This is a genomic window from Gordonia sp. G4 (assembly GCF_057770005.1).
Genome location: NZ_CM173442.1, coordinates 202,303 through 226,863, shown reverse-complemented (window position 1 = coordinate 226,863; position 24,561 = coordinate 202,303). Strand labels below are relative to the sequence as shown.

At 69.9% G+C, this 24,561-nt stretch carries 13 protein-coding genes and 1 pseudogene; 7 read left to right on the top strand and 7 right to left on the bottom strand.

Annotated elements, in window-relative coordinates:
* Positions 1-2: 2 nt before the first annotated feature.
* From AC3B5T_RS00970 to AC3B5T_RS00960, 3 genes are all read left to right on the top strand, one after another.
* The gene (locus AC3B5T_RS00970) at positions 3-13,823 is read left to right on the top strand and encodes a non-ribosomal peptide synthetase (protein WP_488358112.1); all 13,821 of its coding nucleotides are present in this window, start codon (positions 3-5) and stop codon (positions 13,821-13,823) included.
* Between the two features lie 122 nt (positions 13,824-13,945).
* Positions 13,946-14,173, top strand: a complete 228-nt coding sequence (locus AC3B5T_RS00965) for an MbtH family protein (protein ID WP_010842256.1) — start codon at positions 13,946-13,948, stop codon at positions 14,171-14,173.
* A gap of 306 nt (positions 14,174-14,479) precedes the next feature.
* Positions 14,480-14,797 (top strand): hypothetical protein, encoded by a 318-nt coding sequence (locus tag AC3B5T_RS00960; RefSeq protein WP_010842255.1) that lies wholly within the window; start codon positions 14,480-14,482, stop codon positions 14,795-14,797.
* Positions 14,798-14,907: 110 nt separating this feature from the next.
* Here AC3B5T_RS00960 and AC3B5T_RS00955 read toward each other — a convergent pair whose 3' ends face one another.
* Together AC3B5T_RS00955 and AC3B5T_RS00950 are read right to left on the bottom strand one after the other, a co-directional pair.
* Positions 14,908-15,543, bottom strand: coding sequence for a hypothetical protein (locus AC3B5T_RS00955; protein WP_010842254.1), 636 nt, complete (start codon positions 15,541-15,543; stop codon positions 14,908-14,910).
* 80 nt (positions 15,544-15,623) lie between these two features.
* Positions 15,624-16,157 carry an MTB12 C-terminal domain-containing protein gene (locus AC3B5T_RS00950; protein ID WP_010842253.1) on the bottom strand — a complete coding sequence of 178 codons (534 nt, stop codon included), beginning with the start codon at positions 16,155-16,157 and terminating at the stop codon, positions 15,624-15,626.
* Between the two features lie 171 nt (positions 16,158-16,328).
* Here AC3B5T_RS00950 and AC3B5T_RS00945 point away from each other — a divergent pair, with 171 nt between their 5' ends.
* Both AC3B5T_RS00945 and AC3B5T_RS00940 read left to right on the top strand, forming a co-directional pair.
* Positions 16,329-17,429 carry an LLM class flavin-dependent oxidoreductase gene (locus tag AC3B5T_RS00945; protein WP_055475152.1) on the top strand — a complete coding sequence of 367 codons (1,101 nt, stop codon included), beginning with the start codon at positions 16,329-16,331 and terminating at the stop codon, positions 17,427-17,429.
* Entirely contained in the window at positions 17,426-18,097 is a 672-nt protein-coding gene (locus AC3B5T_RS00940) for a CE1759 family FMN reductase (RefSeq protein ID WP_010842251.1), read from the top strand. Before AC3B5T_RS00945 ends, AC3B5T_RS00940 begins: the two co-directional genes overlap by 4 nt.
* 116 nt (positions 18,098-18,213) lie before the next feature.
* Here AC3B5T_RS00940 and AC3B5T_RS00935 read toward each other — a convergent pair.
* Together AC3B5T_RS00935 and AC3B5T_RS00930 are read right to left on the bottom strand one after the other, a co-directional pair.
* Positions 18,214-19,218: pseudogene (locus AC3B5T_RS00935) on the bottom strand (pirin family protein); the annotation flags it as partial.
* Between the two features lie 67 nt (positions 19,219-19,285).
* Positions 19,286-20,041: an acetoacetate decarboxylase family protein gene (locus AC3B5T_RS00930; protein WP_010842249.1), complete on the bottom strand. Its 756-nt coding sequence runs from the start codon at positions 20,039-20,041 to the stop codon at positions 19,286-19,288.
* Between the two features lie 329 nt (positions 20,042-20,370).
* Here AC3B5T_RS00930 and AC3B5T_RS00925 point away from each other — a divergent pair, with 329 nt between their 5' ends.
* Positions 20,371-21,087: a DNA-binding response regulator gene (locus AC3B5T_RS00925; protein WP_035717194.1), complete on the top strand. Its 717-nt coding sequence runs from the start codon at positions 20,371-20,373 to the stop codon at positions 21,085-21,087.
* 243 nt (positions 21,088-21,330) lie between these two features.
* Entirely contained in the window at positions 21,331-21,696 is a 366-nt protein-coding gene (locus tag AC3B5T_RS00920) for a response regulator transcription factor (RefSeq protein WP_010842247.1), read from the top strand.
* 48 nt (positions 21,697-21,744) lie between these two features.
* On the opposite strand, the gene AC3B5T_RS00915 is transcribed toward AC3B5T_RS00920, so the two are convergent.
* The 3 genes from AC3B5T_RS00915 to sigK form a co-directional block, all read right to left on the bottom strand.
* Positions 21,745-22,782, bottom strand: a complete 1,038-nt coding sequence (locus tag AC3B5T_RS00915) for an alpha/beta hydrolase (protein WP_084817217.1) — start codon at positions 22,780-22,782, stop codon at positions 21,745-21,747.
* 125 nt (positions 22,783-22,907) lie between these two features.
* Positions 22,908-23,855, bottom strand: a complete 948-nt coding sequence (locus tag AC3B5T_RS00910; protein WP_055475153.1) for an anti-sigma factor — start codon at positions 23,853-23,855, stop codon at positions 22,908-22,910.
* 7 nt (positions 23,856-23,862) lie between these two features.
* On the bottom strand, positions 23,863-24,471 hold the full coding sequence (gene sigK / locus AC3B5T_RS00905) for an ECF RNA polymerase sigma factor SigK (RefSeq protein WP_010842244.1): 609 nt from the start codon (positions 24,469-24,471) through the stop codon (positions 23,863-23,865).
* Between the last annotated feature and the right edge of the window lie 90 nt (positions 24,472-24,561).

Genomic DNA, 24,561 nt, shown 5'->3' with positions numbered 1-24,561 from the left:
CGGTGACCGATGTGGTGCATGTGGCGACGAGGTCCGACGTACCGGCCATCGTGTTCGGTTCGCGTCGCGTCAGCTACGCCGAGTTCGGGGCGCGGGTCGACTCACTGGCACGTCATCTGATCTCGATCGGTGTCGGACCCGACGTCGCCGTGGCGGTCGCCATCCCGCGTTCGGTCGAGCTGCTCGTCGCCGTTCACGGCGTCGTCGCCGCCGGCGGTCACTATGTGCCGCTCGACATCGACGCGCCGCACGACCGCACCCGGTACATGCTCGAGACCGCGGGCGCACGGTTGGCCCTCGTCACCGCCGACTCGGCTGTCGAGTTGCCGGCCGATGTCACCGCGGTCGTGGTCGACACGACCACCGAGATCGACCTCGCCACCCCACCGGTGACCGACGACGAACGTCGCGCGCCACTACAGTCCGCCGACGCCGCCTACACGCTGTTCACCTCGGGGTCGACCGGTCGGCCGAAGGGTGTCACCGTGTCGCATTCGGCGATCGTGAATCGCCTGGAATGGATGCGGGACTGGTACTCGATCAAGGATTCCGATGTCTTCGTGCAGAAGACGCCGGTGACGTTCGACGTGTCGGTGTGGGAGTTGTTCCTGCCGTTCGCGGTCGGGGCCACCCTGGTGGTGGCCGAACCCGAACGTCACGGTGATCCGCGATATCTGGCGGAGGTGATCACGGCCGAGAAGGTGTCGGTCATCCACTTCGTGCCGTCGATGCTGTCGGTCTTCCTGGACGTACTCGGCGACCGCGTGAGCGATCTGTCGTCCCTGCGGTTGACGTTCACCTCCGGTGAGGCGCTGACCGCCCCGGTGGCGCAGGCGCTGGTGGCGGCGCTGCCGCACAACGAGGTCCACAACCTGTACGGCCCCACCGAGGCGGCCGTGGACGTGACCGCCCATCAGGTGCGGGCGGGGGAGACGTCGGTGCCGATCGGCGTCCCGGTCCCGAGCACCACGACCTTCGTCCTCGACTCGCGGCTGCAGCTCGTGCCCTCGGGCGTGCCCGGCGAGCTGTACCTCGGGGGAGTGCAACTCGCGCGCGGCTACGCCTCACAACCCGCGCTGACCGCCGAACGCTTCGTCGCCAGCCCCTTCGCGGCTCCCGCACGCGGGGATGCGGCGGGAAGCGCCGACGGTTTCGGCGAACCCGGAGAGCGTCTGTACCGCACCGGCGACCTCGTGCGCTGGAATGCGCGCGGGCAGCTGGAGTACCTGGGCCGTACGGACTTCCAGGTGAAACTGCGCGGACAGCGACTCGAGCTGGGGGAGGTCGAGTCCGTCCTCATGTCGGCTCCGGGCGTCCTGCATGCGGCCGCCACCGTGGCGAAGGTCTCCGGACAATCCCATCTCGTCGCCTATGTCTCGCCCGCATCAGTCGACGTCGATGCGGTGAAATCGGTTGTCGCGCAGGCGCTGCCGGCCTACATGCGGCCCACGGTGTGGATGACGATGGAGCATCTGCCGCTGAACAGCGCGGGCAAGGTCGCCCGCCGGCAGCTGCCGGTCCCCGAACTCACCGTCGAGGAGTTCGCGGCGCCCGAGTCCGACGCCGAGACCTCGATCGCGGCCATCGTCGCCGATGTGCTGGGCGTCGATCGCGTCAGCGTGACGCAGTCGTTCTTCGACCTCGGCGGCAACTCGCTGTCCGCGGCCCGGGTGGCGGCGCGCGTGGCCGACCTGCTCGACGTCGACGTGTCGGTGGGCGACCTGTTCGACGCCCCGTCGGTGCGGGATCTGGCCGGCCTGGTGTCCGGGCGCGGGCGGAGCGTCCCGCGCGTCGCCGCCATGCCGCGACCCGCGCGGCTGCCGTTGTCGACGGCGCAGAGTCGGATGTGGTTCATCAACCAGTTCGACACCGCCTCTCCCGCCTACAACATCCCGATGGCGTTGCGTCTGACCGGAACCCTGGATCTCGACGCGCTCGAGGCCGCGGTCGGTGACGTGGTCGCCAACCACGAGATCCTGCGCACCACCTATCCCAGTGACGAGCACGGCCCGCTCCAGCTCGTCACCGATCCCGACACGGCCCGCGCACGCCTCGACTGGCGGGCGGCGGACACCGAAGAGGATCTGTTCGTCTCGGCGACGACCGGCTTCGACGTCGCCACCGACCCACCGCTCCGGGTCCGGTACCTGCGTCGGGACGAGACCGTGGTGGACGTGGTGGTCACCGTGCACCACATCGCCTTCGACGGTGAGTCGACCCCGGTGTTCGTGCGCGACCTGCTGGGCGCGTACCTGCACCGAACGAACGGCGCGCCAGCGGTCGCCGCGCCCGCGGTCCAGTACGCGGACTTCGCCCTGTGGCAACGCGAATACCTCGGCGCCGCCGACGATCCGGGCACGCCGATGGGTCGTCAGCTCGCACACTGGCGCACCGTCCTCGCGGACCTCCCCGCGGTGACCGATCTGCCGATGGATCGCCCGCGACCGGCCGTCCTCGACACCGCGGCGGCGGTCGAGTCGGTGACCGTGGACGACGCACTCGCCACCGCCCTGGACGACCTCGCGCGCAGCCGCGACGTCACGCTCTTCATGGTTCTGCACGCCGCGCTCGCCGTCACCGTCGCCCGGCTCGCCTCGACCCGGGACGTCGTGATCGGTACCCCGATCGCGGGCCGTCCCGACGCCGCGCTCCACGACCTCGTCGGCATGTTCGTCAACACGCTCGTGCTGCGCACGGCCGTCGACCCGGCGTCGACGACGGACGATCTCATCGCCACGATCCGCGCCGCAGACCTGGATGCCTTCGCGCACGCCGATGTGCAGTTCGACGATCTGATCGAGGAACTCGCGCCGGAGCGGTCCACGGCCTACCCGCCGCTGGTGCAGATCGCCTACACCCTCGTCGCCGCCGGCGGACGGCCGGAGGAGATCGACCGGGTGGAGCTGTCGGGTCTGAGTGCCGAGCCGCTCGGGGTCGCCTCACCGATCGCCAAGTTCGACCTCACGGTCTCGGTGTCCGAACGCACCGGATCGTCGCCGATGAGGGCCGACTTCCTGTATGCGACCTCGTTGTTCGACGCCGCGACCATCCGCCGTTTCACCGAGGTCTGGCTGCAGGTGATCGCCGCGATGGCGACCGGTCCCGCGCTGCCCATCGGTGACATCGACATCGTCGGCATCGACGCCGCCACGCTCAGCGCACCGAGCCGGAACTCCGTCGGCGAGGCCGTGCCCGCCGCGGACGGTGGGGTGACCGAACCGCTGACCCTCACCGAGCTCCTCTCGCGGCGGGACCTCGACCCCCACCGTCCGGCGCTGGTCCACGACGGTGCGGAGGTCTCCTACGCGGAGTTCGAAGAGCGCACCAATCGCCTGGCGCGACAGCTGATCTCGCGTGGAGTCGGCCCCGGTGACGTGGTGGCCGCCGGACTCGAGCGATCCATCGGATCGGTGGTCGCGGTGTTCGGTGTGATCAAGGCGGGTGCCGCCTACGTGCCGATCGACCCCGCCTACCCGAGCGATCGCATCGCGTTCATGGTGTCCGATTCCGGTGTCCGGCTCGGTCTCACCGACGCGTCGACGCGGAGCCGGCTGGGCGAATCATCCTGCGAATGGCTCGAACTCGCCTCGCTCGACGACCCGGCCGTCCCGGGCGGACCTGTCACCGACGCCGAACGTCGCGGGCCGGTGCGACTCGACGACCTGGCCTACCTCGTCTACACCTCCGGCTCCACCGGCCGCCCGAAGGCCGTCGGCGTGCCCCACCGCGGCATCGCGAATTTCGTCGCCGCGCTGACCGAGGTCACCGGGACACCCGCGCAGGCCCCCGACACCCGTGTCCTCCACGTCGCCTCACCGAGCTTCGACGCGTCGGTGCTGGAGATGATGTGGTCGATCGCGGTCGGGCACACCCTCGTCGTCGCACCTGCCTCGGAATACGCCGGCGACGCACTCGGGCGCATCCTCGAACGTGACCGGGTCACCGACACCCTCATCACCCCCACCGTGCTGGCGACCGTCGACCCGCGGCGGGGCCGCTTCGTCCGGAACCTCGTCACCGGGGGCGAGGCATGCCCGCCCGAGCTGATAGCACGGTGGGCCACACCGGAATCCACGCGCCGGATGTTCAACTTCTACGGGCCGTCGGAGGCCACCGTCTGGGCGACCACCGGACGATCCGAGCCCGGCGCGCCGGTGACCATCGGGCGACCGGTCCGCGGCTTCGCCGCCTATGTCCTCGACGGCCGTCTGCATCCGGTCCCACAGGGTGTGGTGGGTGAGCTCTACCTGTCGACCGGCGACTCGCTGGCGCGCGGTTACCTCGGCCGGCCCGGCCTCACCGCATCGTCCTTCGTGGCCGACCCGTTCGCCCGCGAGCCGGGCCGGCGGATGTACGCCACCGGCGATCTGGTGCGGATCACCGCGGCCGGCGAGATCGAGTTCGCCGGACGCGCCGATCATCAGGTCAAGATCAACGGGCAGCGAGTCGAACTCGGCGAGATCGAGTCCGTTCTCGGCGATCAGCCGGGCGTCGGCTCGGTGGTCGTGACCGGCGTCGACGACGAACACGGGCGCACACGTCTCGTCGCCTATCTCGTGGGCGACGACACCGCGGGCGACGGGCGCCTCGATGCCGACGCGGTCCTCGCCGGGGCGTCGGACCGCCTTGCCGGACACATGATCCCGCACTCCGCGATGGTGCTCGACGAGCTGCCCGTGACCCCGGGCGGCAAGCTCGACCGGCGCGCGCTGCCGGTGCCCGAGTTCACCACACCCGCCGACGGGTACGTCGCACCGGCGACGACCGCCGAGGAGACCCTCGCCGCGATCGTCGCGGGACTGCTGGGCCTCGACACCGTCTCGGTGACCGAGTCCTTCTTCGCGCTCGGCGGCGACTCGATCATGTCCATCCAGCTGGCCTCCGCCGCGAAGGCGGCCGGATTGCCTCTGTCGCCTCGAGAGATCTTCGAACAGAAGACCATCCGCGCGATGGCGCGCGTTGCGTCGGCGGGCGGGGACCGAGCCCCGATGCTGGCCGAGCCCGCCGGGGAACCCGCTGGACGGGTCGACCTCCCGCCGATCGTCTCCTGGCTCGTCGACGCCGCGCGGACACCGGCCGACTTCGCCGACTTCAACCAGTCGATGGTGCTCACCGCGCCCCCGGGACTAACCGTCGAGCATCTCGGCGAGGTGCTCGGGGCGGTCGTGGCCGCACATCCGATGCTCGGTGCACGCCTGGAGTCCGTCGGTGACACCTGGATCCTCACCGCCGGAACGCCGTTCGACGCCGACGCCTCGATCGTCGCGTCCACCACCGGCGCGGCCGCCGGCGAGCCCGGGTTCGCCGAGGCACTGGTCGAGGCGCATGCCGAGGCGGCCCGGCGCCTCGACCCGGCCGCCGGGCGACTCGTCGCCGCCACGATCGTCACCGGCGCCGCACCCGCGGACTCCGACCACGCGGAGTCGAGCCGACCCGCACGAATCGTGCTCGTACTCCACCACCTCGGCGTCGACGCGGTGTCGTGGCCGATCCTGATCGAGGATCTGCTCACCGTCCACGCGCAACTGACCGCCGGGCAACCGGTGGCGGTGCGTGCCGAGGAGACCTCGCAACGTGCCTGGCAACGGGCCCTCACCTCGCAGCTCGGCGCCCGCCGGGCCGAAGCCGGGTACTGGCTGGACCGCTCGCCGGTCGCCCCCACCGACTTCGGTGCGGCGCTCGAGCCCGACCGCGATCGGTACGGCACCCTGACCTCGATCGTCCACCGCGTCGATCCGGCGATCGTCGATCCGTTGACCACGACCGTGCCCGAAGCATTCTCGTCGTCGGTGGTCGACGTCCTGCTCGCCACGCTGGCCCGCGCGGTCCGCTCCTGGCAGCGCGATCGCGGTATCGCCGACACCGCACCCGTCACCGTGCTCACCGAGGGGCACGGTCGATACGAGGACGTCCTGCTGGCCGGCCCCGAGCCGCGTCGCGCGGACCTGTCGCGCACGGTCGGCTGGTTCACCTCGCTCGCCCCGCTCGCCATCGATCCCGCCGACGACGTCGTCCACGCGGTCAAGGCGGCCAAGGAAGAACGCCTCGGCATGCCCGACTCCGGCATCGGCTATGGCCTCCTGCGGTACGCCGCCGGCGATGACACCACCGATGATGCGGCCGCACAACTGCATTCGCGTCCGCTGCCGACGATCGCGTTCAACTACCTCGGAACCCGCGGCACGACCGGACGGAGCGAGTCGCCGACGACGCCCGACGTGGCCGCAGCGCCCGGCACGCCGTTCCTGCCCGCACCCGACGCACCGTTCCTGCCCGCCACCGTGTCCGACGGGGTGGCCGCGATGAGCGTGCTGACGGTCAACGCGAGCACCGGCGCGTCCCCGGCCGGGCGAGTGCTCTCCGCGGATCTGCAGTTCCCCGCGGCGATCCTGTCGCCGGCAGACGTCGGCGACATCGCGCAACGGTGGACGGCCGAACTCGCCGACATCGTCCGCCTCGTCGCCGACGGCGTCGACGTCGGTCTCTCACCGGCGGATGTCCCGGGTGCCGAGGTGACGCAGCACGACCTCGACACGGTGGCGGAGCGATTCCCCGGCGCTGCGGTCTGGGCCCTGTCGCCACTGCAGCGCGGACTCTACTTCCAGTCGCAACTCGCCGGTACCGACCAGCTCGATGTGTATGTGACCCAAGCGGTCCTGCACCTCGACGGGGACGTCGACCTCGAGCGGCTGCGAACCGCCGTGGTCGCACTGCTCGATCACCACCGCGCCCTGAAGTCGGGCTTCGTGCGCGTGCCCAGCGGGCACGTGGTGACCGTCGTGCCCGAAACGGTGCCGTTGCGCTGGCGCGTGATCGACGTGCCCGCCACCGACGCCGAAGCTCTCCGGGCCGCCGTCCACGAAGTCTCGGCGGCCGAGCGGACCGAGCCGTTCGACCTCGCCGATCCGCCGCTGTTGCGTGCGGTGGTCGTGCGGCACGCGCAGGGGACCAGCGTGGTCATCACCAACCACCACATCCTCTTCGACGGCTGGTCGGGTCCGCTCGTGCTGGCCGACCTGCTCGCGTTGTACGCCACCGGCAGCCCCTTCACCGGTCGGGGAACGGGCGAGCGCACCGACTTCGCGGACTACCTCGCGCGCATCGCCGATGCCGATCTCGGCGCCGGTCTCGCCGCGTGGACACGGATCCTCGAGCCGGTCGACGAGCCCACCCTGGTCGCCCCCGGCCTCACCGCTGCCTCCGTCGAGGACGACGGAAACGACACCGCGGCAGCGCATCTGCCGCGCGAACACCGCTGGGTCCTCGAACCCGAGCTGGTCTCGGGGCTCGAGCGCACGGCGCGTCAGTCGGGGTCGACCATGGCCACGGCACTCCAGCTCGCGTGGGCGGTACTGCTGTCCCGGCTCACCGACAATCGGGTGGTCACCTTCGGCGAGACCGTCTCCGGGCGTCCCGCCGGACTCGACGGCGTCGAGTCGATGGTCGGCCTGTTCATCAACACCCTGCCCGCCGTCGTCGACGTCGATCCGGACGCCACGATCGCGGAGGTCCTCGGCCGGCTGCAGTCGGACAAGACCGCCGTCCTCGATCATCAGCACATCGGCCTGCCCGAGATCCTCACCGCCGTCGGGCGTCCGCAGCTGTTCGACACCCTGACCGTGCACGAGTCCTATCCCGTGGACAACGACTCCCTGGCCGACGGCGCCGCCAGCGCCGCGGTGGGGCTGTCGATCCGGGACGTCGAGGTCTCCGACGCCACGCACTATCCCCTCAACCTGGCGACCTCACCGACCGCATCGGGTATCGCGGTCCGACTGACCTACCTGCCCGACGCCTTCGCCGACGACCAGGTCGCCGTCTTCGCGCGGTCCCTCGTGCGGATCCTGCGGACGATCGCCGACGATGCGCAGACGCGTATCGCCGACATCCCGCCGATGTCGGCGGACGACGAGGCCCGCCTCGACACCTGGTCGACCGGCCCGGAACTGAGTCCGGCCGGTTCGCATGTCGCCGATCTCCTCCTCGAGCGCGTCGCCGCGTCACCCGATGCGATCGCGGTGGTGGGTCCGGCCGGGGAGTCGACCTACGCCGAATTGGGAAGCCGGGTGAGCGTTCTCGCCCGGCGGCTGGTCGGTCTCGGGGTCGGCCCGGAGGTCGCGGTCGGGGTCTGCATCCCGCGGTCGGTGGAGATGATCGTCGCCGTCCACGCGATCCTCGTCGCCGGTGGGCAGTTCGTGCCGATGGACCCCGCCGCACCGGCCGACCGCATCGACTACCTGGCGCGTACCGCCGATGTCGCGGCGGTCCTGATCGGTCCGGGACAGACCCCGGTGGGTATCGAGGCGCTCGACCCCGGTGTGCCCGTGGTGACCGTCGACGACGACACGGACGGGTCGGCACCGCTCTTCGGCTCCGCCGAACGCGCCTCGGCGGTCGACGGGGCGAATCCGGCCTACACCATCTTCACCTCGGGCTCGACCGGTCGGCCCAAGGGCGTCACGGTGAGCCACGAGACGCTGCGCGCACACCTCGACTACGACCGCGGCGCCTACGATTTCGGGCCCGACGACGTGTTCCTGCAGGTGTTGGAGCTGACCTTCGATCCGTCGGTCGGCGAGATCCTGCGCCCGCTGCTGTCCGGAGGCCGTCTCGTGGTCATGGAGCCGGGTGCGCACCGGGATCCGGTCACCGTACTGCGGTATCTCGCCGACTTCGGCGTGACGTCGGCGACGCTGGTGCCCTCGATGCTCGCGGTACTGACCGAGGTCGCCGATCCCGAACAGCTGCGGGGGCTCTCACGGCTGCGGTTCCTGCACACGGGTGGCGAGGCGCTCCCGCAGAGCGTCGCCGAGACCGTGCGCGAGCTGATCCCGCATGCCCCGATCCACAACCAGTACGGGCCGACCGAGGCGACGATCTACGCGACCGTCGCACGGGTGTCGGGCGACTCGGTCTCCATCGGGCGACCCGTCGCGAACACCACCGCGCTGGTCCTCGACCACCGGTTGCGGCCGGTGGCACCGGGATTCACCGGCGAGCTGTACCTCGGCGGCATCCAGCTGGCACGCGGATACACCTCGCGGCCCGCTCTCACCGCCGAACGCTTCGTGCCGAACCCGTACGGCGAGCCGGGTTCTCGCCTGTACCGGACCGGTGACCTGGTCCGCTGGCGGGCCGACGGCGAGCTGGAATACCAGGGCCGCACCGACTTCCAGGTGAAGCTGCGCGGCCAGCGGATCGAGCTCGGCGAGATCGAGTCGGCCCTCACCTCGGCGCCGGGGGTCGTGTACGCCGCGGCCGCCGTCGTCGAGACTCCGGCCGGCCAGCAGCTGGTGGCCTACCTGACGCCGGCCTCGGTGGACCTCGACACGGTCAAACACTCGGTGGCGCAAGCGCTTCCGGAGTTCATGCGGCCCGGGATGTGGATGCTGCTGGACGAGATGCCGCTCAGCAGCGCGGGCAAGGTCGTGCGACAGCAGCTGCCCGCGCCGACCGTCGACGCCGCCGCGATCGTGCCGCTCGTCGGTGCGCGGGAGACGACAGTGGCGGCGGTCTTCGCCGAACTGCTGTCGATGTCGCAGGAGAACGTCGGCGCCACCACGAACTTCTTCGAGATCGGCGGCAACTCGCTGTCGGCGATGCGGGCGGCCGCCCGCATCGGTGACGCCCTCGGTGCCGACGTGACGGTGCGTGACGTCTTCGAGGCGCCGACGCCGCGACTGCTGGCCGAACGCCTCGGCGACCGTACCGGCGGACTCCCGCCGATCGTCGCGGTGAGCCCGCGTCCCGACCGGATTCCGTTGTCGTACGCCCAGCAGCGGATGTGGTTCATCAACCGGTTCGACCCGACGCTGGCGGCTTACAACATCCCGGCCGTGATGCGTCTGACCGGCGCCCTTGATCCCGCGGCACTCGGCGCGGCGATCGCCGACGTCGTCGCGCGTCACGAGATCCTCCGCACCACCTACCCCGAGGCCGGTGGCCGGCCGGTCCAGTCGATCGCCCCGGTCTCCGACATCCCGGGTCGCCTCGACCACGAGTTCGTGCCGGCTGTCGACGATCGCGACGGGGGTGAGGTCGTACTCTCCGCGGTCACCGCCGGGTTCGACCTGACCGTCGACTGGCCGGTGCGGACCAGGTTGATCGAGGTCGGAAATGACTCCGGGACAATTGAGTACATCCTCGCGGTGGTCCTGCACCACGTGGCCTCCGACGGCGAATCCCTGGGCCCGCTCGTCTCCGACCTCACCACCGCCTACCTGGCCCGGGCCGCCGGGGCGCCGCCGCGGTTCGAGCCGCTGCCCGTCCAGTACGCCGACTACGCCATCTGGCAGCGCCGCGCCCTCGGCGACGTCGACGACGCGGAGTCGGTGATGGGCGCCCAGTTGGACTACTGGGCCGCACAACTGGCCGGCATGCCGGACCTGCTCGAACTGCCGACCGACCGGCCTCGTCCCGCGGTCGCCTCGCAGCGCGGCGCGCGCGTGCCCTTCACGATCCCGGCGGACGTCACCGCGCGGATCGACACCATCGCCGACGAGTTCGGGGTCACCCCGTTCATGGTGCTGCACGCGGTGCTGGCGATCCTGCTCGCAGACCTGTCGGGGACCGACGACGTGGCGATCGGCACGCCGATCGCCGGCCGGGGTGCCGCGGTGCTCGACCCGCTCGTCGGAATGTTCGTGAACACCCTCGTCCTGCGGACCGCACACTCGGGGGCCGACACGTTCGCCGACGTACTCGGTCGCGTCCGCCGCGTCGACCTCGACGCCTTCGCGCACGCCGACCTCCCGTTCGAGACCCTCGTGGACCGGCTCAACCCGGTCCGTTCCGAGGCCTTCGCCCCGCTCACGCAGGTGTGGCTCACCCTGGATCGCAGCGTGGTGCCCGAGCTGGCCGGACAGACGCTGTCGGCCGATCTCGGCGGCATCTCGGTCACCGCTCTCGATGCGGGCGAAGTGCCGGCGAAGGTCGATCTGCTGTTCTCGGTCGCGAAGGCCGGATCGGGCGAGAGCTGGTCGGGTGCACTGCAATACGCCACCGACCTGTTCGCGGACTCGACTGCCGCCGGGTTCACGGCCCGGTTCGTCAACCTGCTCGACGCGCTCACGGCGACCCCGACCGCTCCGGTGGCCGCGGCGCCGATCCTGCTGCCGGGGGAGGCCGAGTCCCTGGTGCCGGTGCACGGTGGCGAGGCGGCCGACGCCGTGTTGCTCGGCGAGCTGTTCACCGAGGCCGGTACGCGGTACCGGCGTCGTACCGCGGTGGTCGACGCCACCGGCGCGACGTTGTCGTACTCCGCGCTGCACGCCCGGTCCAACCGCCTGGCGCGCTGGCTGATCGGCCGTGGGGTCGGTCCGGAAACGCTGGTGGCACTGGCGATTCCCCGGTCCGTCGACCTTCTGGTCGCGATCTGGGCGGTCGCCAAGACCGGCGGAGGTTACGTCCCGATCGATCCGGATTACCCCGCCGAACGGGTGGCGACCATGGTGGAGGACTCCGGCGCCCGGATGGGTCTGTCGGTCGCCGGCGTCGGGGCGCTGCCGGACGAGGGCTTCGAGTGGATCCGGCTCGACGACGCCTCGGTGCTGGCCGAACTCGACGCCACCTCGGACGTCACGGTGGAGCCGGTCGAGCCGGCCGGTCCGGTCCGCATCGACAACGTCGCCTACGTCATCTACACCTCGGGGTCGACAGGTCGCCCCAAGGGTGTCGCGGTGTCGCACTCGGGACTGCGGAATTTCGCCGTCGCGAAGTCGCGGGCGATGGGCACCGAAGACGGGGCGGTCGTCCTGGGATTCGCGTCCCCGAGTTTCGACGCCTCCGTGCTCGAATACCTCCTCGCGACGATCAACGGTGGGACGCTCGTCTACCGCCCGTCGACGGCGGTCGGCGGTGCGGAGCTGCAGGAGTTCATGCAGCGACACGAAGTCGCCACGACCTTCCTCACCCCGTCGGTGCTGTCCACGCTCGACCCGGCTGCGCTGCCGAGCCTGCAGGCGGTGTCCGCGGGCGGCGAGGCGGTTCCGCAGTCGGTGATGGACGAGTGGTCATCGCACACCCGCATCCACAACGGCTACGGCCCGACCGAGACGACGATCATGATCGCGGTCGGCGAGGCGGCGACACCGGGCGACCCGGTCCGCCTCGGCGGCCCGCTGCCCGGCGTCGAGTTCCTGGTGCTCGACGCACACCTGCGACCGGTGCCGGTCGGCGTGGCCGGGGAACTCTACGTCCTCGGACCCGCCCTCTCGCGCGGCTACCTCGACAAGCCCGACCTGACCGCCTCGCGATTCGTCGCCAGTCCGTACGCGGGGTCCGGACGCCGGATGTACCGGACCGGCGACGTCGTGCGGTGGCGCGAGTCGCGCTCGGGCGCGCTCACGCTCGAGTACTCCGGTCGGAGCGACGACCAGGTGAAGCTCCGCGGTCTCCGCATCGAGCTCGGCGAGATCGAGGCGGTGCTGCGGTCGGCGCCCGAGGTGCGTTCGGCGGTCGTCGTCGGCGTCGGGGCGTCGGGGACACCGAGTTCGGTGGCGTCGAGCCTGGCCGCCTATGTCGTCGGGGACGGCGTCCAGGTGGACGCTCTGCGGGACCTGCTGGCCGCGCAGCTTCCCGCGCACATGGTGCCCGCGTCGATCACGGTGCTCGACGAGTTCCCGCTGACCCCGGTCGGCAAGCTCGACCGCGCGGCGCTGCCCGCACCCGAGGTGGCCACCGTCGAGTTCGTCGCGCCGGCCACCCCGGTCGAGCAGGCGATCGCCGACGCCTATGCCGAGATCCTCGGCGTCGAGCGGGTCGGGGCCACCGACAGCTTCTTCGACCTCGGCGGCAATTCGCTGTCGGCCACTCGCGTCGCGGCCGCACTGCGCGACCAGAACGGCTTCGACATCGAGCTCGCGTGGCTGTTCAACGACCCGACCGTGCGTGGGCTGGCCCGACGACTGGCCGACGGCAACTCGGTGAGCAGCGACGTCGTGATCACCCTCCGCGGCGAGGGATCGCGGCCGCCGCTGTTCTGTGTGCACCCCGCCGGCGGCCTCGCCTGGTTCTACGGTGGGCTCGCACCCCACCTCCGGGATCGGCCGATCTACGGGCTGCAGGACCCGCACGTGGTGACCGGAGAACCGAGCGTGACCGACGCACGCGCGTTGGCCCGGCGCTATGTCGAGGAGATCCGCCGCGTCCAGCCGAGCGGCCCGTACCACCTGCTCGGCTGGTCCGTCGGCGGTGTCATCGCGCACGCCATGGCCACCCACCTCGTCGAACTCGGTGAGAGCGTCGCCTACCTGGGGATCATGGACTCGCGGCCGGAAGACGAACCCGTGATCGTCGGTCACGAGCGTCCGTCGACCGACGAGGACGCGTCCGGCAGGGTCGCCGAGTCCGGCGCCGCACCGGGGTCCACCGTCGCCGAGACCATCGAGCCCGACGCGTCGACGGTCGTCGACGTCCTGGGCGGCTGGCGGGATCTCTTCGATCTCGGCGACGACGTGCAGGCGTCCACCTCCGAGGAGGTCACCGCGATCATCCGGCAGCAGATCTCCGGCATGGGTCTGCTGGCGGAGGATCAGGTGGAGCGCATCATGGACAGCTTCGATTCCTCCACCCAGGTGGTCCTCGACTACCGGCCGGACGTCTTCGCAGGCGACATGCACGTCTTCACCGCCACGGAGGACAAGGACGACCCGTCCCTGCTGGCCGGTGCCTGGCGGCCGTTCGTGACCGGTGCGATCGACAACGTCGACGTCGCCACACACCACCTGGGGATGGCGAACGCCGACGCGCTGGCGGTCATCGGGCCGACTCTCGACGCCCAGCTGTCGCGGATCGACGCCACGGACGGTCGGGGACCGGAATGAGGGGATTTGCGTGACATCATCGACCTGACCTCGCCGACGTCCCGGCCGAGAGCCATTACGTTCGACAACAACAAATGCAGGCGGGTGACGACAGTCGCCGCGCCAACGGAGAAAGGACACCCATGACGAACCCATTCGACGACGAGGACGGCCGCTTCTACGTGCTCGTCAACGACGAGAACCAGCACTCGCTGTGGCCGACCTTCGCGGACATCCCGGCCGGATGGACCAAGGTCTTCGGCGAGGACAGCCGGGCGGCGTGCCTGGAGTATGTGGAGCAGAACTGGACCGACCTCCGGCCCAAGAGCCTCATCGAGGCCATGGAGGCGGACAAGGGCGGCGACGCCTGAGCCTCGGTTCGGGGGTTCGACACTCGCGATCTGCAAAGTCGGACTAGCTTGAATGTCGGGACAGTTGCATGTGGATAACAGGTAACGAAGCAACCCACTGGGTTCCTGTTTCAACTGCAGTCACAGCCGTAACATCGAAGTACAGCAGAGTTACGGGAATTGTTGTGGAATATCCCACACATGTTGAGCCAGTGTTCTACTACTTGAATGAGGTAGGGCACACTGGGTTGAAGGATCGCTCGGTGCCAACGTCAGGGGAGGCGCGGACACGGCGATCGACGCTCCACGGGCGGGAAGGCAGTAATCATGGACCAGCTACTTCTGGACGACATCCAGAACCGAGGGGCGATCACGCCCCACCTGACAGCAGTTCGGCTGGGCGATGAGGCTCTCACCTATGGTGAACTCGCCGATCGCGTCGAAGACTACGGAAACGTGCTCGCCGAGTACGGCATGTCGCCGACCTCGGCGTTCTACGCCGCTCTGATGCACTGCATGCCGTCGCTCGCCGACATCGACCCGGTGGACGCCAGGCTGCAGGTCATCGGCGAGATCCAGGCCTGGCTCGGGCGCGAACGCGGCGAAGTGGCCTCGGTCAGGCCGCGGCTGCGCGCAGTCAGCTAGTCCCCGACACACCGACACCACGACGAGACCCGCCGAACGGCGGGTCTCGTCGTTTCTGTGGCGTCCATCTGCCCGGGCGCTGCTCAGCCGAGGCGGGGGCGTTCTTGTGACTACAGTCCGGCGAGGAAGAGGACAAGAAGCAAGATCGGGCCGCCGACGACCATGCTGCCGGCGCCGGTCACGATGCCGGTGATCGCGCGGCCGGTTCCCTTGCGCTCCGCGGGGGCGCGACGGACCTGTCTCACGGCGACGGCGCCGGAGACCACGGCGACCAGACCGAGAACCGCGCCCAGGCCGAGGACGAGCGTCAGGGGAATCGAGATCAGGCCGGTGGTCAGCGCCAGCGATGCGGCCGGAGCGACGGGACGGCCGCCGACGGGCCGGGTCAGGTAGGGCGCCGGGCGGGGCGGAACCGGTCCGGCCGGCACGGGCATCGCGGCCAGGGACGCCGAGCCGGCGTTCTGCAGGTCCCAGAAGTCGCCCACGGGCGGTAGCGCGGCATGTTCGCGTGCGGGAAGCCTGGTCTGTACCCGGGTCGCCGACCGCGGGGTCGGTCCCGCCGCGGTGTCGATCCTGATCGGGACCGGTGAGTCCGGCGTAGAAGTTCTGGCGACGACGACGCGCTCGGGCTCCGGCTCGGTCGCGTCCGGGAGTTCGGTGTCGTCGAGATCGTTGACCAGTGGCCACCGCTCATGCCGTTCGGTCACCGGCGGAGCGAACGGTTGGGTGGGATGATCGGTACGCACGTACACCTCCTCGCCGTCCGGCGCCGGGGCGGAACCGCACCCGTCCGAGTGTAGGCGAGGAGGCGACGTGGGCCGGGGGTCTAGTTGCCCTCTTGCTGGCCGCTACCCATGCTGATCAGCTGCTGGATGGCGTCACCACTGAGCTTCCAGTCGCCGTCGACCTTCACGAAGCCGAGCTGGATGTCGACCGGGGCCGGCGAGTGTGGGCTCTTCACGGCGACGGTCGCCGTGGCCTTGTCTCCGTCCTCGGTGACCTCTTTGACCGAGAACGCGTCCGGGGTGTACCCCGCCGCGGACGCACCCTTCGCGAACGCCATGGCGGCCGGCTTGGTCGCGGGGTTGGTGACGTCGATGACGTCGTCGAGCTCCTCGGACGAGGTGGCCGGATCGATGGCCTGGCGGAGGGTTTCCTGCGCGTCGTCGTTGCTGAGCCCGGTGACCTCGTCGACCGCGGAGCTGGCGGCGGTCTCGACCTGGCTGGCAGCGGACTCGACGGCCGTCGACACCGCACTCGTGGCCTCGTCGACGGTGTCGGTGGACTCCGAACAACCGGTGACGACGAACAATGCGGCCCCGGCGAGGGTGACGGCAGCGACGGACTTCCGGATCTTCATGCGACTCTCCTGAATGCTGTATCTCTTGGCGTCTCTCGGCCCGCTCGCTTCGCTCCCGGCGCCGGTCCGCGGCGCTTCCCCGCAGTAAGCCAACACTAACCCACCGGCCTCCGGAATTAATCGGACCGCGGTCCGGTTAGAGTGTGTGTAACCACGACAAGGAGGCGCGACATGCAGTTCGGACTCTTCAGCGTCAGCGACATCACCGTCGACCCCACCACGGGTACGACGCCGACCGAGCACGAGCGGATCAAGGCGATCGTCGAGATCGCGAAGAAGGCCGAGGACATCGGACTCGACGTGTTCGCACTCGGCGAGCACCACAACGAGCCGTTCTTCTCGTCGTCGCCCACCACGACCCTCGCCTACATCGCGGCGCAGACCCAGCGCCTGCAACTGAGTACTGCGACCACGCTGATCACCACCAACGACCCGGTGAAGATCGCCGAGGACTTCGCCATGCTGCAGCACCTCGCCGACGGGCGTGTCGACCTGATGCTCGGGCGCGGCAACACCGGTCCGGTGTACCCGTGGTTCGGGCAGGACATCAGGCAGGGCATTCCACTCGCGATCGAGAACTACCACCTGCTGCACCGGTTGTGGACCGAGCACGTCGTCGACTGGGAGGGACAGTTCCGCACCCCGCTGACGTCCTTCACCTCGACCCCTCGTCCGCTCGACGATGTGGCACCGTTCGTCTGGCACGGCTCGATCCGGAGTCCCGAGATCGCCGAACAGGCCGCCTACTACGGCGACGGCTTCTTCGCGAACAACATCTTCTGGCCGAATGAGCACTTCCAGCGGTTGATCAACTTCTATCGCGAACGGTACGAGCACTACGGACACGGCAAGGCCCATCAGGCCATCGTCGGACTCGGCGGGCAGTTCTTCATCCGGCCGAAGTCGCAGGACGCGGTGCGGGAATTCCGTCCGTACTTCGACAACGCGCCGGTGTACGGCCACGGGCCGTCGCTCGAGGACTTCACCTCGCAGACGCCGCTGACCGTCGGCAGCCCGGCCGAGTTCGTCGACAAGACGCTGACCTTCCGGGAGACCTTCGGCGACTACCAGCGTCAGTTGTTCCTCGTCGACCATGCGGGACTTCCGCTCAAGACCGTGCTGGAGCAGCTCGACCTGCTCGGCGAGGTGTTGCCGGACCTGCGGGCCGGATTCGCCGAGGGTCGCCCCGCCGACGTTCCCGAGGCGCCGACGCACGCGTCGCTCGTCGCCGCGCGCCGGGATGTCGAGGAAGGTGTGGAGGTGTCGTCGTGACCGCACTGCGGATCGTTGCGGTGAACGCGGGCCTGTCCGAACCGTCGTCGACGCGACTGCTCATCGACCGGATGGTCGCGGCGGTCACCGAACGACTCGGGCCGGGGCGCGCGGATGTCCAGATCGTCGACCTGCGTGACCTCGCCGGGGACCTCGGCCAGGCGATGACGGTCGGCTTCGCCTCGGGCGGGGCCCGCACGGCGCTCGACGCGGTCGAGGGCGCGGACGCCCTGATCGTGGCGACGCCGGTGTTCAACGCCTCCTATAGCGGGCTGTTCAAGATGTTCTTCGATCTCGTCGACATCGATGCGATGGCGGGTAAGCCGGTGCTGATCGGCGCGACCGGTGGCAGCCCACGACACTCGATGGTGCTCGATCACGCACTGCGACCGCTGTTCGCCTACCTGCGCACCGTCGTCCTGCCGACCGGTGTCTACGCCGCATCGGCGGACTGGGCGGGCGCCGGCGGGGACACCGCCTCGCTGAACGACCGGATCGCCCGCGCCGCAGCCGAACTCGCGTCGCTTCTCACGCCGCGGGGCGGTGCGGGTCCGGTGGACGCCCCCGCCCGGGGACCGTCGATCGCATCCGATGCGGCCGGCGGCCGGCAGCAGGCGGTCGAGGCCGCGGGAATCGCGAACTTCGCGAGGCTGCTCGGCACGGCGTGATCGCCGGCTGAGAGTCTCCCGGTGGACAAACCCACCACAGATGGACAGACGCGCCCCCGAATCGGGAGCGCGTTTGTGCATCCGTGGTGGGTTTGCGGTCTGTTCGGTTCAGGGGTGGCGCGCCCGGGTGTGTTGGTCCGGGCGCGCAGACGCGAATGCGGTAGCGGCGGAGCGGGCAGGTGCTGGGTCGATCCGACGTAACCGTGGACCTGCCCGAATCGCTCGCTGTGGGCTTCCCACTGGTCCCGGTAGGCGACGATCTCCTCGTGCGTGCGACCGATGAAGTTCCACCACATGACGATGTCCTCCGACAGCGGTGCGCCGCCGAGGAAGACGACGCGCGCGTCGGTGTCGGCGACGTTGGTCAGTGTGATCCGTCGCGCGCCGAGCCCGAGGTAGCCCAGTTCGGTGCGGGACAGCGGTGCCGCATCGGTTCCGGCGACCTGTATGGCCCCGGTGTCGACCAGGATGCCGTGTTCGTGGGTGGGATCGACGTCGATGTCGACCGTGGCGCCGGGCGCGAAGTCCAGCTGGGCGCCGGTCAGCGGCGTGAACGTGTGCACCGGCGAGCGCGTGCCGAACAGGTGTCCGAGGAAGACCTTGGCGGTCACTCCGCCGAGGTCGAGCGCGTCGGGCCGGTGGTGCGCGAAGTCGCGTGGGGTGTCGGCCTTGTCGGCCGGCAGGGCGACCCACAGCTGCACGCCGTGCAGAGTCGTGGTGTCGGGTGTCGAGACCTCCGTGTGCGCGATCCCGTGTCCGGCGGTCATCAGGTTGATCTCGCCGGGGCGGACCATCGCGTGGTTGCCCATCGTGTCCCGGTGCTCGACCTCCCCGGTGAACAACCAGCTGACCGTCTGGAGTCCGGTGTGGGGGTGCGGCGGAACGTCCATCCCGCCGCTGCTCGCGACGTCGTCGGGACCGTAGTGGTCGATGAAACACCAGGCCCCGATCAGCGACCGGGACCGCTGCGGCAGCGTCCGGTGCACGGTCATCGCGCGCGGCCCGCCGAGCGGTACGTCGCGGGCGGTGAGTACGTCCATGTGGAGGAGGCCCGAACCCGAGGCGATGCCGGCCCCGGCGCGGCATTCGACCTCGACGGGGTCCGTTTCCAGATTGCTCATGGGGCCATTGTCCGCGACCGCGGCCCGGGCGTCCGCAGACCCGCGTCCACGGGAGCCGCCGGCCCGGTCAGACGAGCGTGGGGTCCTCGAAACGCATCGTGATCCGGTCCACCGAGCTGGACATGAGCGCATGTCGGCCGAGCCGCAGCGACCGCAGTTCGTCGGCGATCGGGTGGTCGCCGAGGGTCAGGCGCGCACCGCCGATCCGCGTGCGGGTTCCGCCGGTGGAGGTCAGGCGCCACGGTGTCATCCGGGTGATGCCGTCGAGCTGCGAGTAGGCGTGCAACACGGTGTCGGCGGTGGAGTCGGGGACCTTGATCCCCGGCTTCACGCTCAGGTCGGCGATGAGCGCGTCATCGGCGACGAGCCGGCCGTGTCTCGTGGCCGAGGAGTGGTCGACGTCGAACTCGGCGAGCGTCTTGGGGAAGCCCCAGATGCCTCGGCCGGCGGCCAGGGTGAACTCGCCGTCGACCGGGAGGCGGTGTACGAGCGCACGCGCGTCGCCTTTCAGCAGGGAACGCAGCGCCCGGACCGGTGAGGCGGGCGGAACGGTCGGGTCCTCGACGAGGAAACACACCCCGAACTCGTTGTACGGTCCGAGATCGCCGTCGACGTAGTCGACGAACACGAGCATGCACATCGTGCGACCGGGCCGGATGCGCAGCGGCCGGAGGATGCCGGGCCGCGCCGACTGGGCGTCGATGGCCCGGGTGACGGCCGCGGTGTCGGCGGTGAACCCGGCGACGAAGCACCGGGCGTGCCGGATCTCGACCGGCATCGTCACCGTGGTGCCGAGTACGTCGTGGGTCGAAGGTGCGCTCACCTGTTCTCCTTCTCGGGGTGGGATCACGACCGGTCGACGGCGCGGACGGGCCTGAATCGCGATTTCTAGAACATGTTCTAGTCTTGCACGTGTCGGTCGCGGATGTCGCGAGGTGGCGATGTCCCCAAGAATGTGGACACAAACGGTTCCAGATTGGGACAGATCGTCGCTGGTGAGGTCGACGACGGGGGAATGTGTCCGACTCGTCGGATACGTTCGCTGAGTACAACGTCGCAAAACGCTGTGTACTTGCTGAGAACCGGGTCGTCGTGAGACAGGCACAGCTGTCGCGGCCGATCGCGCCGACGGGTTCCGAGGGGGTGAACGCGATGACGACAGGACCGTCGGAGGATGGCGGGTCACTCGTCCGCGTCGGGATGGTCGACGACCATCGATCGCCGATCTGGGGGATAGAGCGCGTACTCGACCCGATCGCCGACATCTCGCTGGTCTGCGCTGCCTCGACAGTCGACGGTGTGCTCGGTGGGATGCCCCTCGACGTCGTCCTCCTGGACCTGCGCCTCGACGACGGCACGACGCCTCGCGAGAATGTCACCACCTTGTCCGCCGCCGGGGTCGCCACTGTCGTCTACACGTCCGGAGAGCATCCGGCGCTGTTGCGATCGGCGGCTCGGGCCGGAGCGCTCGGCGTGGTCCTCAAGTCGGCCGACGAGTCGGTCATCATCGATGCGATCCGGTCGGCGGCCCGGGGCAGGGCGGTTCTCACCACGGAGTGGGCCGCAGCCATCGACGGCGATCCGGAGCTCGCCGCGGTGGACCTGTCTCCTCAGTTGCAGAAGGTCTTGGCGCTCTACGCATCCGGGGAGACCTCGGCTCGGGTCGGCGCCGCCCTGGGGGTGTCCGCCGAGACGGTCAACGAATACCTCAAGCGGATTCGCCAGAAATACGCGGATGCGGGGAGGCCCACGCACACCAAGGTGGACCTGTTCAAACGTGCGGTCGAAGACGGCTGGTTGCCGGTGCCGCAGCGGCGCCGACGGACCAGCGGAGCGGTCTCCGACGACTCTCGGGGGCGCCGGCGGTGAGCGGAGTGCGAACCGCCCGCGAGCGGTGACACTGCCCGGACGTCGGGGATGCCGACCAGAAGACAGAGGAGGGGAGCGAATGGGGAATCGGATGCGAGATCGGTTGGGGCGGGCCGAGGTCCCCAGTTCTGGGTCTACCGACCAACACCACGGCCGACCTACCGTGGGACAACGATGAGAACGCGTGGAGCGTGCGGCGCGGGGGACGTCAGCGATGCGCTGATCGAAAAGGGGATGGGATCAATGACGGCGACCACACAGATCTTCGCGACCGGCGCCCTGCCGGCACCACGCCGTGCCGATGGGCCGGACACGATGGGGCACAAGCCCGTTGCGCGTCTGGCGGACTACCGGGGGAGCGGGGAGGTGGCCGCCGCGATCCCTCGACCGAGCCTGTCCGACCGCGAGATCGAGGTCTTGCTGGCATGGCTCGCCGCCGACTCCAAGGAGGATGCCGCGGCCCGCCTGTTCATCTCGGCGTCGACGGTCAGCACGCACCTTGCACGAATCCGTGCCAAGTACACCGCCGTCGGACGGGGTGCGCCGACCAAGACTCATCTCTTCGCTCGCGCTCTGCAGGACGGATACACGGGCCTCGACGCGTGGTGAGTTCCCGACCGATGGGCCGAGTCGGGTGACGCGGACGCCGGCTGGACCTCATCGCAGGTCGCGTTCGATCCGCGGCCAGGTCTGGTACAGGTCGTCCTGCCAGTAGCCCCATGAGTGGGTGCCGGCCGGGCGGAAGTTGACGTGCACCGGGACGTCGAGCGAACGCATGCGCTCGACCATCTGCCGCGTGCAGATGTCGATCGCGACCTCGATCCCGCCGCCCACGATCGCCTGGTTGGCCAGTGTGAAGCCGTCGCCCGCGATGCTCGGGTCGGCCAGCTGTTCGTGAACTCCCGGCGCTCCCGTGCCGGTGGTCATGTAGACCTTGCTGCCACGGAGTTTCGCCGCGTTCAGGTAGGGGTCGTTGGCCCGCCATCCGGGACCGTCGAGAGGTCCCCACATGTTGGTCATGTCCGCCTGGCCCCGGTCCTCGACGACCAGCCGGATGTACTGCTGCCCGGCGGGATCACTGGTCCGGGCGCACCCGCTGAAGGCGGCCACGGACCGGTACAGCCCGGGGGCCGCGATGGCGAGGTTGAGCACCGAAGTCCCCGCCATGGAGATCCCGGCGATCGCGTTGACCCCGGTCGTGTCGAATTCGTCGTCGACGAGCGGCGGGAGTTCCTTGGTGAGGAAGGTCTGCCACTTGTTGCGGCCCAGCGCCGGGTCGTCGCGTTGCCAGTCGGTGTAGTACGAGTAGGCGCCACCGATCGGCGTGACGACGTAGGCGTGCTTGTCGGCGAAGTAGCGCTTGTAGGTGGTCCGCGCGTCCCAGGTCGCGGAGTCCTCACCGCCGCCTGCGCCGTTCAGCAGATAGAAGGTGGGGGCCGGCCGGGAGCGGTCCCGGGGAGTGAGAACGGTGACCGGAACCGTTCGGTTCATGGCCGCGGAGTGGACCAGCAGGGTCACCTGTTGTGCGTCGTCGCGGTAGGAGTCGACGATGCGGGAACCGTCGGGAGCCGACGGCGGTGCCGCGGAAGCCGGCGCCCCGGGCGCGGTCGCGAGGCCCGCGATGACCGCACACACCGTCATCACCCCGGCGAGCAGCTTCCAACCGTCGAGAGGTCGACGACCGTTTCCGTTCACACCGCACCCACTCGTTCTCGAGACGCACCCGTTCGCCGACGCACCGAACGGCTCCTCAGTCTATGGATCGTCGTCGGGGAACAGAACGCTACGACTGTCACCCGAAGGATCGAATCACGCCGGGACTAGAGGGCGACCTGGGCGAGGATCGGCGTCGTCGGCTGTGGCGAGCCGCCGGCCGGTTCGATGGTCACCGCGAGCACGCTCGACCCGCCCACGTCGTTCACCACCACGGGGGCGGTGTCGTCGCCGGGGATCAGGCCGGCCGGCACGGGTTGGTCGCCACCGCCGACCAACCACAACTGGTAGGTGCTGTCGGCCGGGATCGGAGTGCGCAGATCCCGCAGGAGCGCGACGGCCTGATCGGCGGACTCGGACGTCACCACCGCGATGGTCCCGCGGTCGTCGGCGAGTGGTTCGACGGTCACCGACGCGTCGGCTGCGGTGAGCACTCCGAGCACCTCGCGCTGGGAGTCGCTGAGCGCCGTCGTCGAGGTGGAGGTTTCCGGGGCGGTGGTGCGACCGATGAGCACGCCCGCTCCCAGCGCCACTGCCACCGTCACGGCCGCCGCCGCCAGGATCGCGGTGGCGCGTGCCGGACGCGGTGCGGTGCCACCGGCCCGGTGTTGGCCGCGGGATGATTCGCGGGGCCGCAGTTCGATCGGCGGCGGTGGCACGAGGTCGGTCTCCCCGGATCGGTCCGTGCCGGCCGGAGCGGCAGCGGGTTCCGGGTCGCTGGCGGCGCCGCTCGCGTTCGGCGGGCCGGGATCGATGCCCGCGGGCATGTAGGCGTCCGGGTTGAGCGGCGCGCCCTCGAAGACGTGATGCAACACCCGGTCCCGGAGTTCGGGCGGCGCGTCGAGCGCATAGGTCGTCGCGAAACCGGCCATGGCCGCGTGGATGTCGGTGATCTGCACGTCGTAGGCCGCGCGCCGCTGCGGAGGCAGGGCGGCTAGTTCCTGTTCGGCTCGGGTCGTCTCGTCGGGGGTCAGCGCGCCGACCGCGAAGAGCTCGACGTGATCGTCGAGCCAGGCGGACCCGCGGTCCCCGGACGTCGTATCGGGTGTGGTCATTGTGGGTTCAGGCGTCCTCGTGCGTCCTCAGGCAATTTCTCAACCGACGCAGGCCATCTCGAATCCGAGACTTGATGGTGGGTAAGGGGGTGTCGGTGTGCCGGGCGACCTCGGGATAGGTCAGGCCTCCGAAGTACGACATCTCGATGCAGCTCCGTTGCAGTTCCGTGAGCGTACCGAGACATGTTCGTAGCGTACGCGCCTCGTCGGTCTGCACAACGACCTCGAGCGGAATGTTCCGCGGTGTCTCGACCGACACCGCGCCGTACTGCGACATCCGCTGTTGTTGCAGCTCCTCGGAGCGCACACGATCGACGGCCCGCCGGTGGGCGATGGTCATCATCCAGGTGATGACCGACCCGCGCCCGGGCTGGTACTCGGCAGCCTTCTGCCAGTACTGCAGGTACGCCTCCTGGACGATCTCCTCGGCGTACTGGCGGTCGCGCACGACCCGGAACGCGAGGCCGTAGATCCGCGAACTCGTGAGGTCGTACAGAGTGGAGAATGCGGTTCGGTCGCCCGCCGCGGCCGCGGCCAGCAGTTCCCGCAACATCCCTGCCTCGCCCCCGCGTCCGTGGTGCGCGTGGGCGGCCGCGCTGCCATCGTCCGGTGTCACTGGTCCACGGTAACGAACACATGGGGATTTCTCGGCCGATCGTTGATCGCGGGTATGCCGATCGTGAATTCGCACAGCGCTGACGCAGAG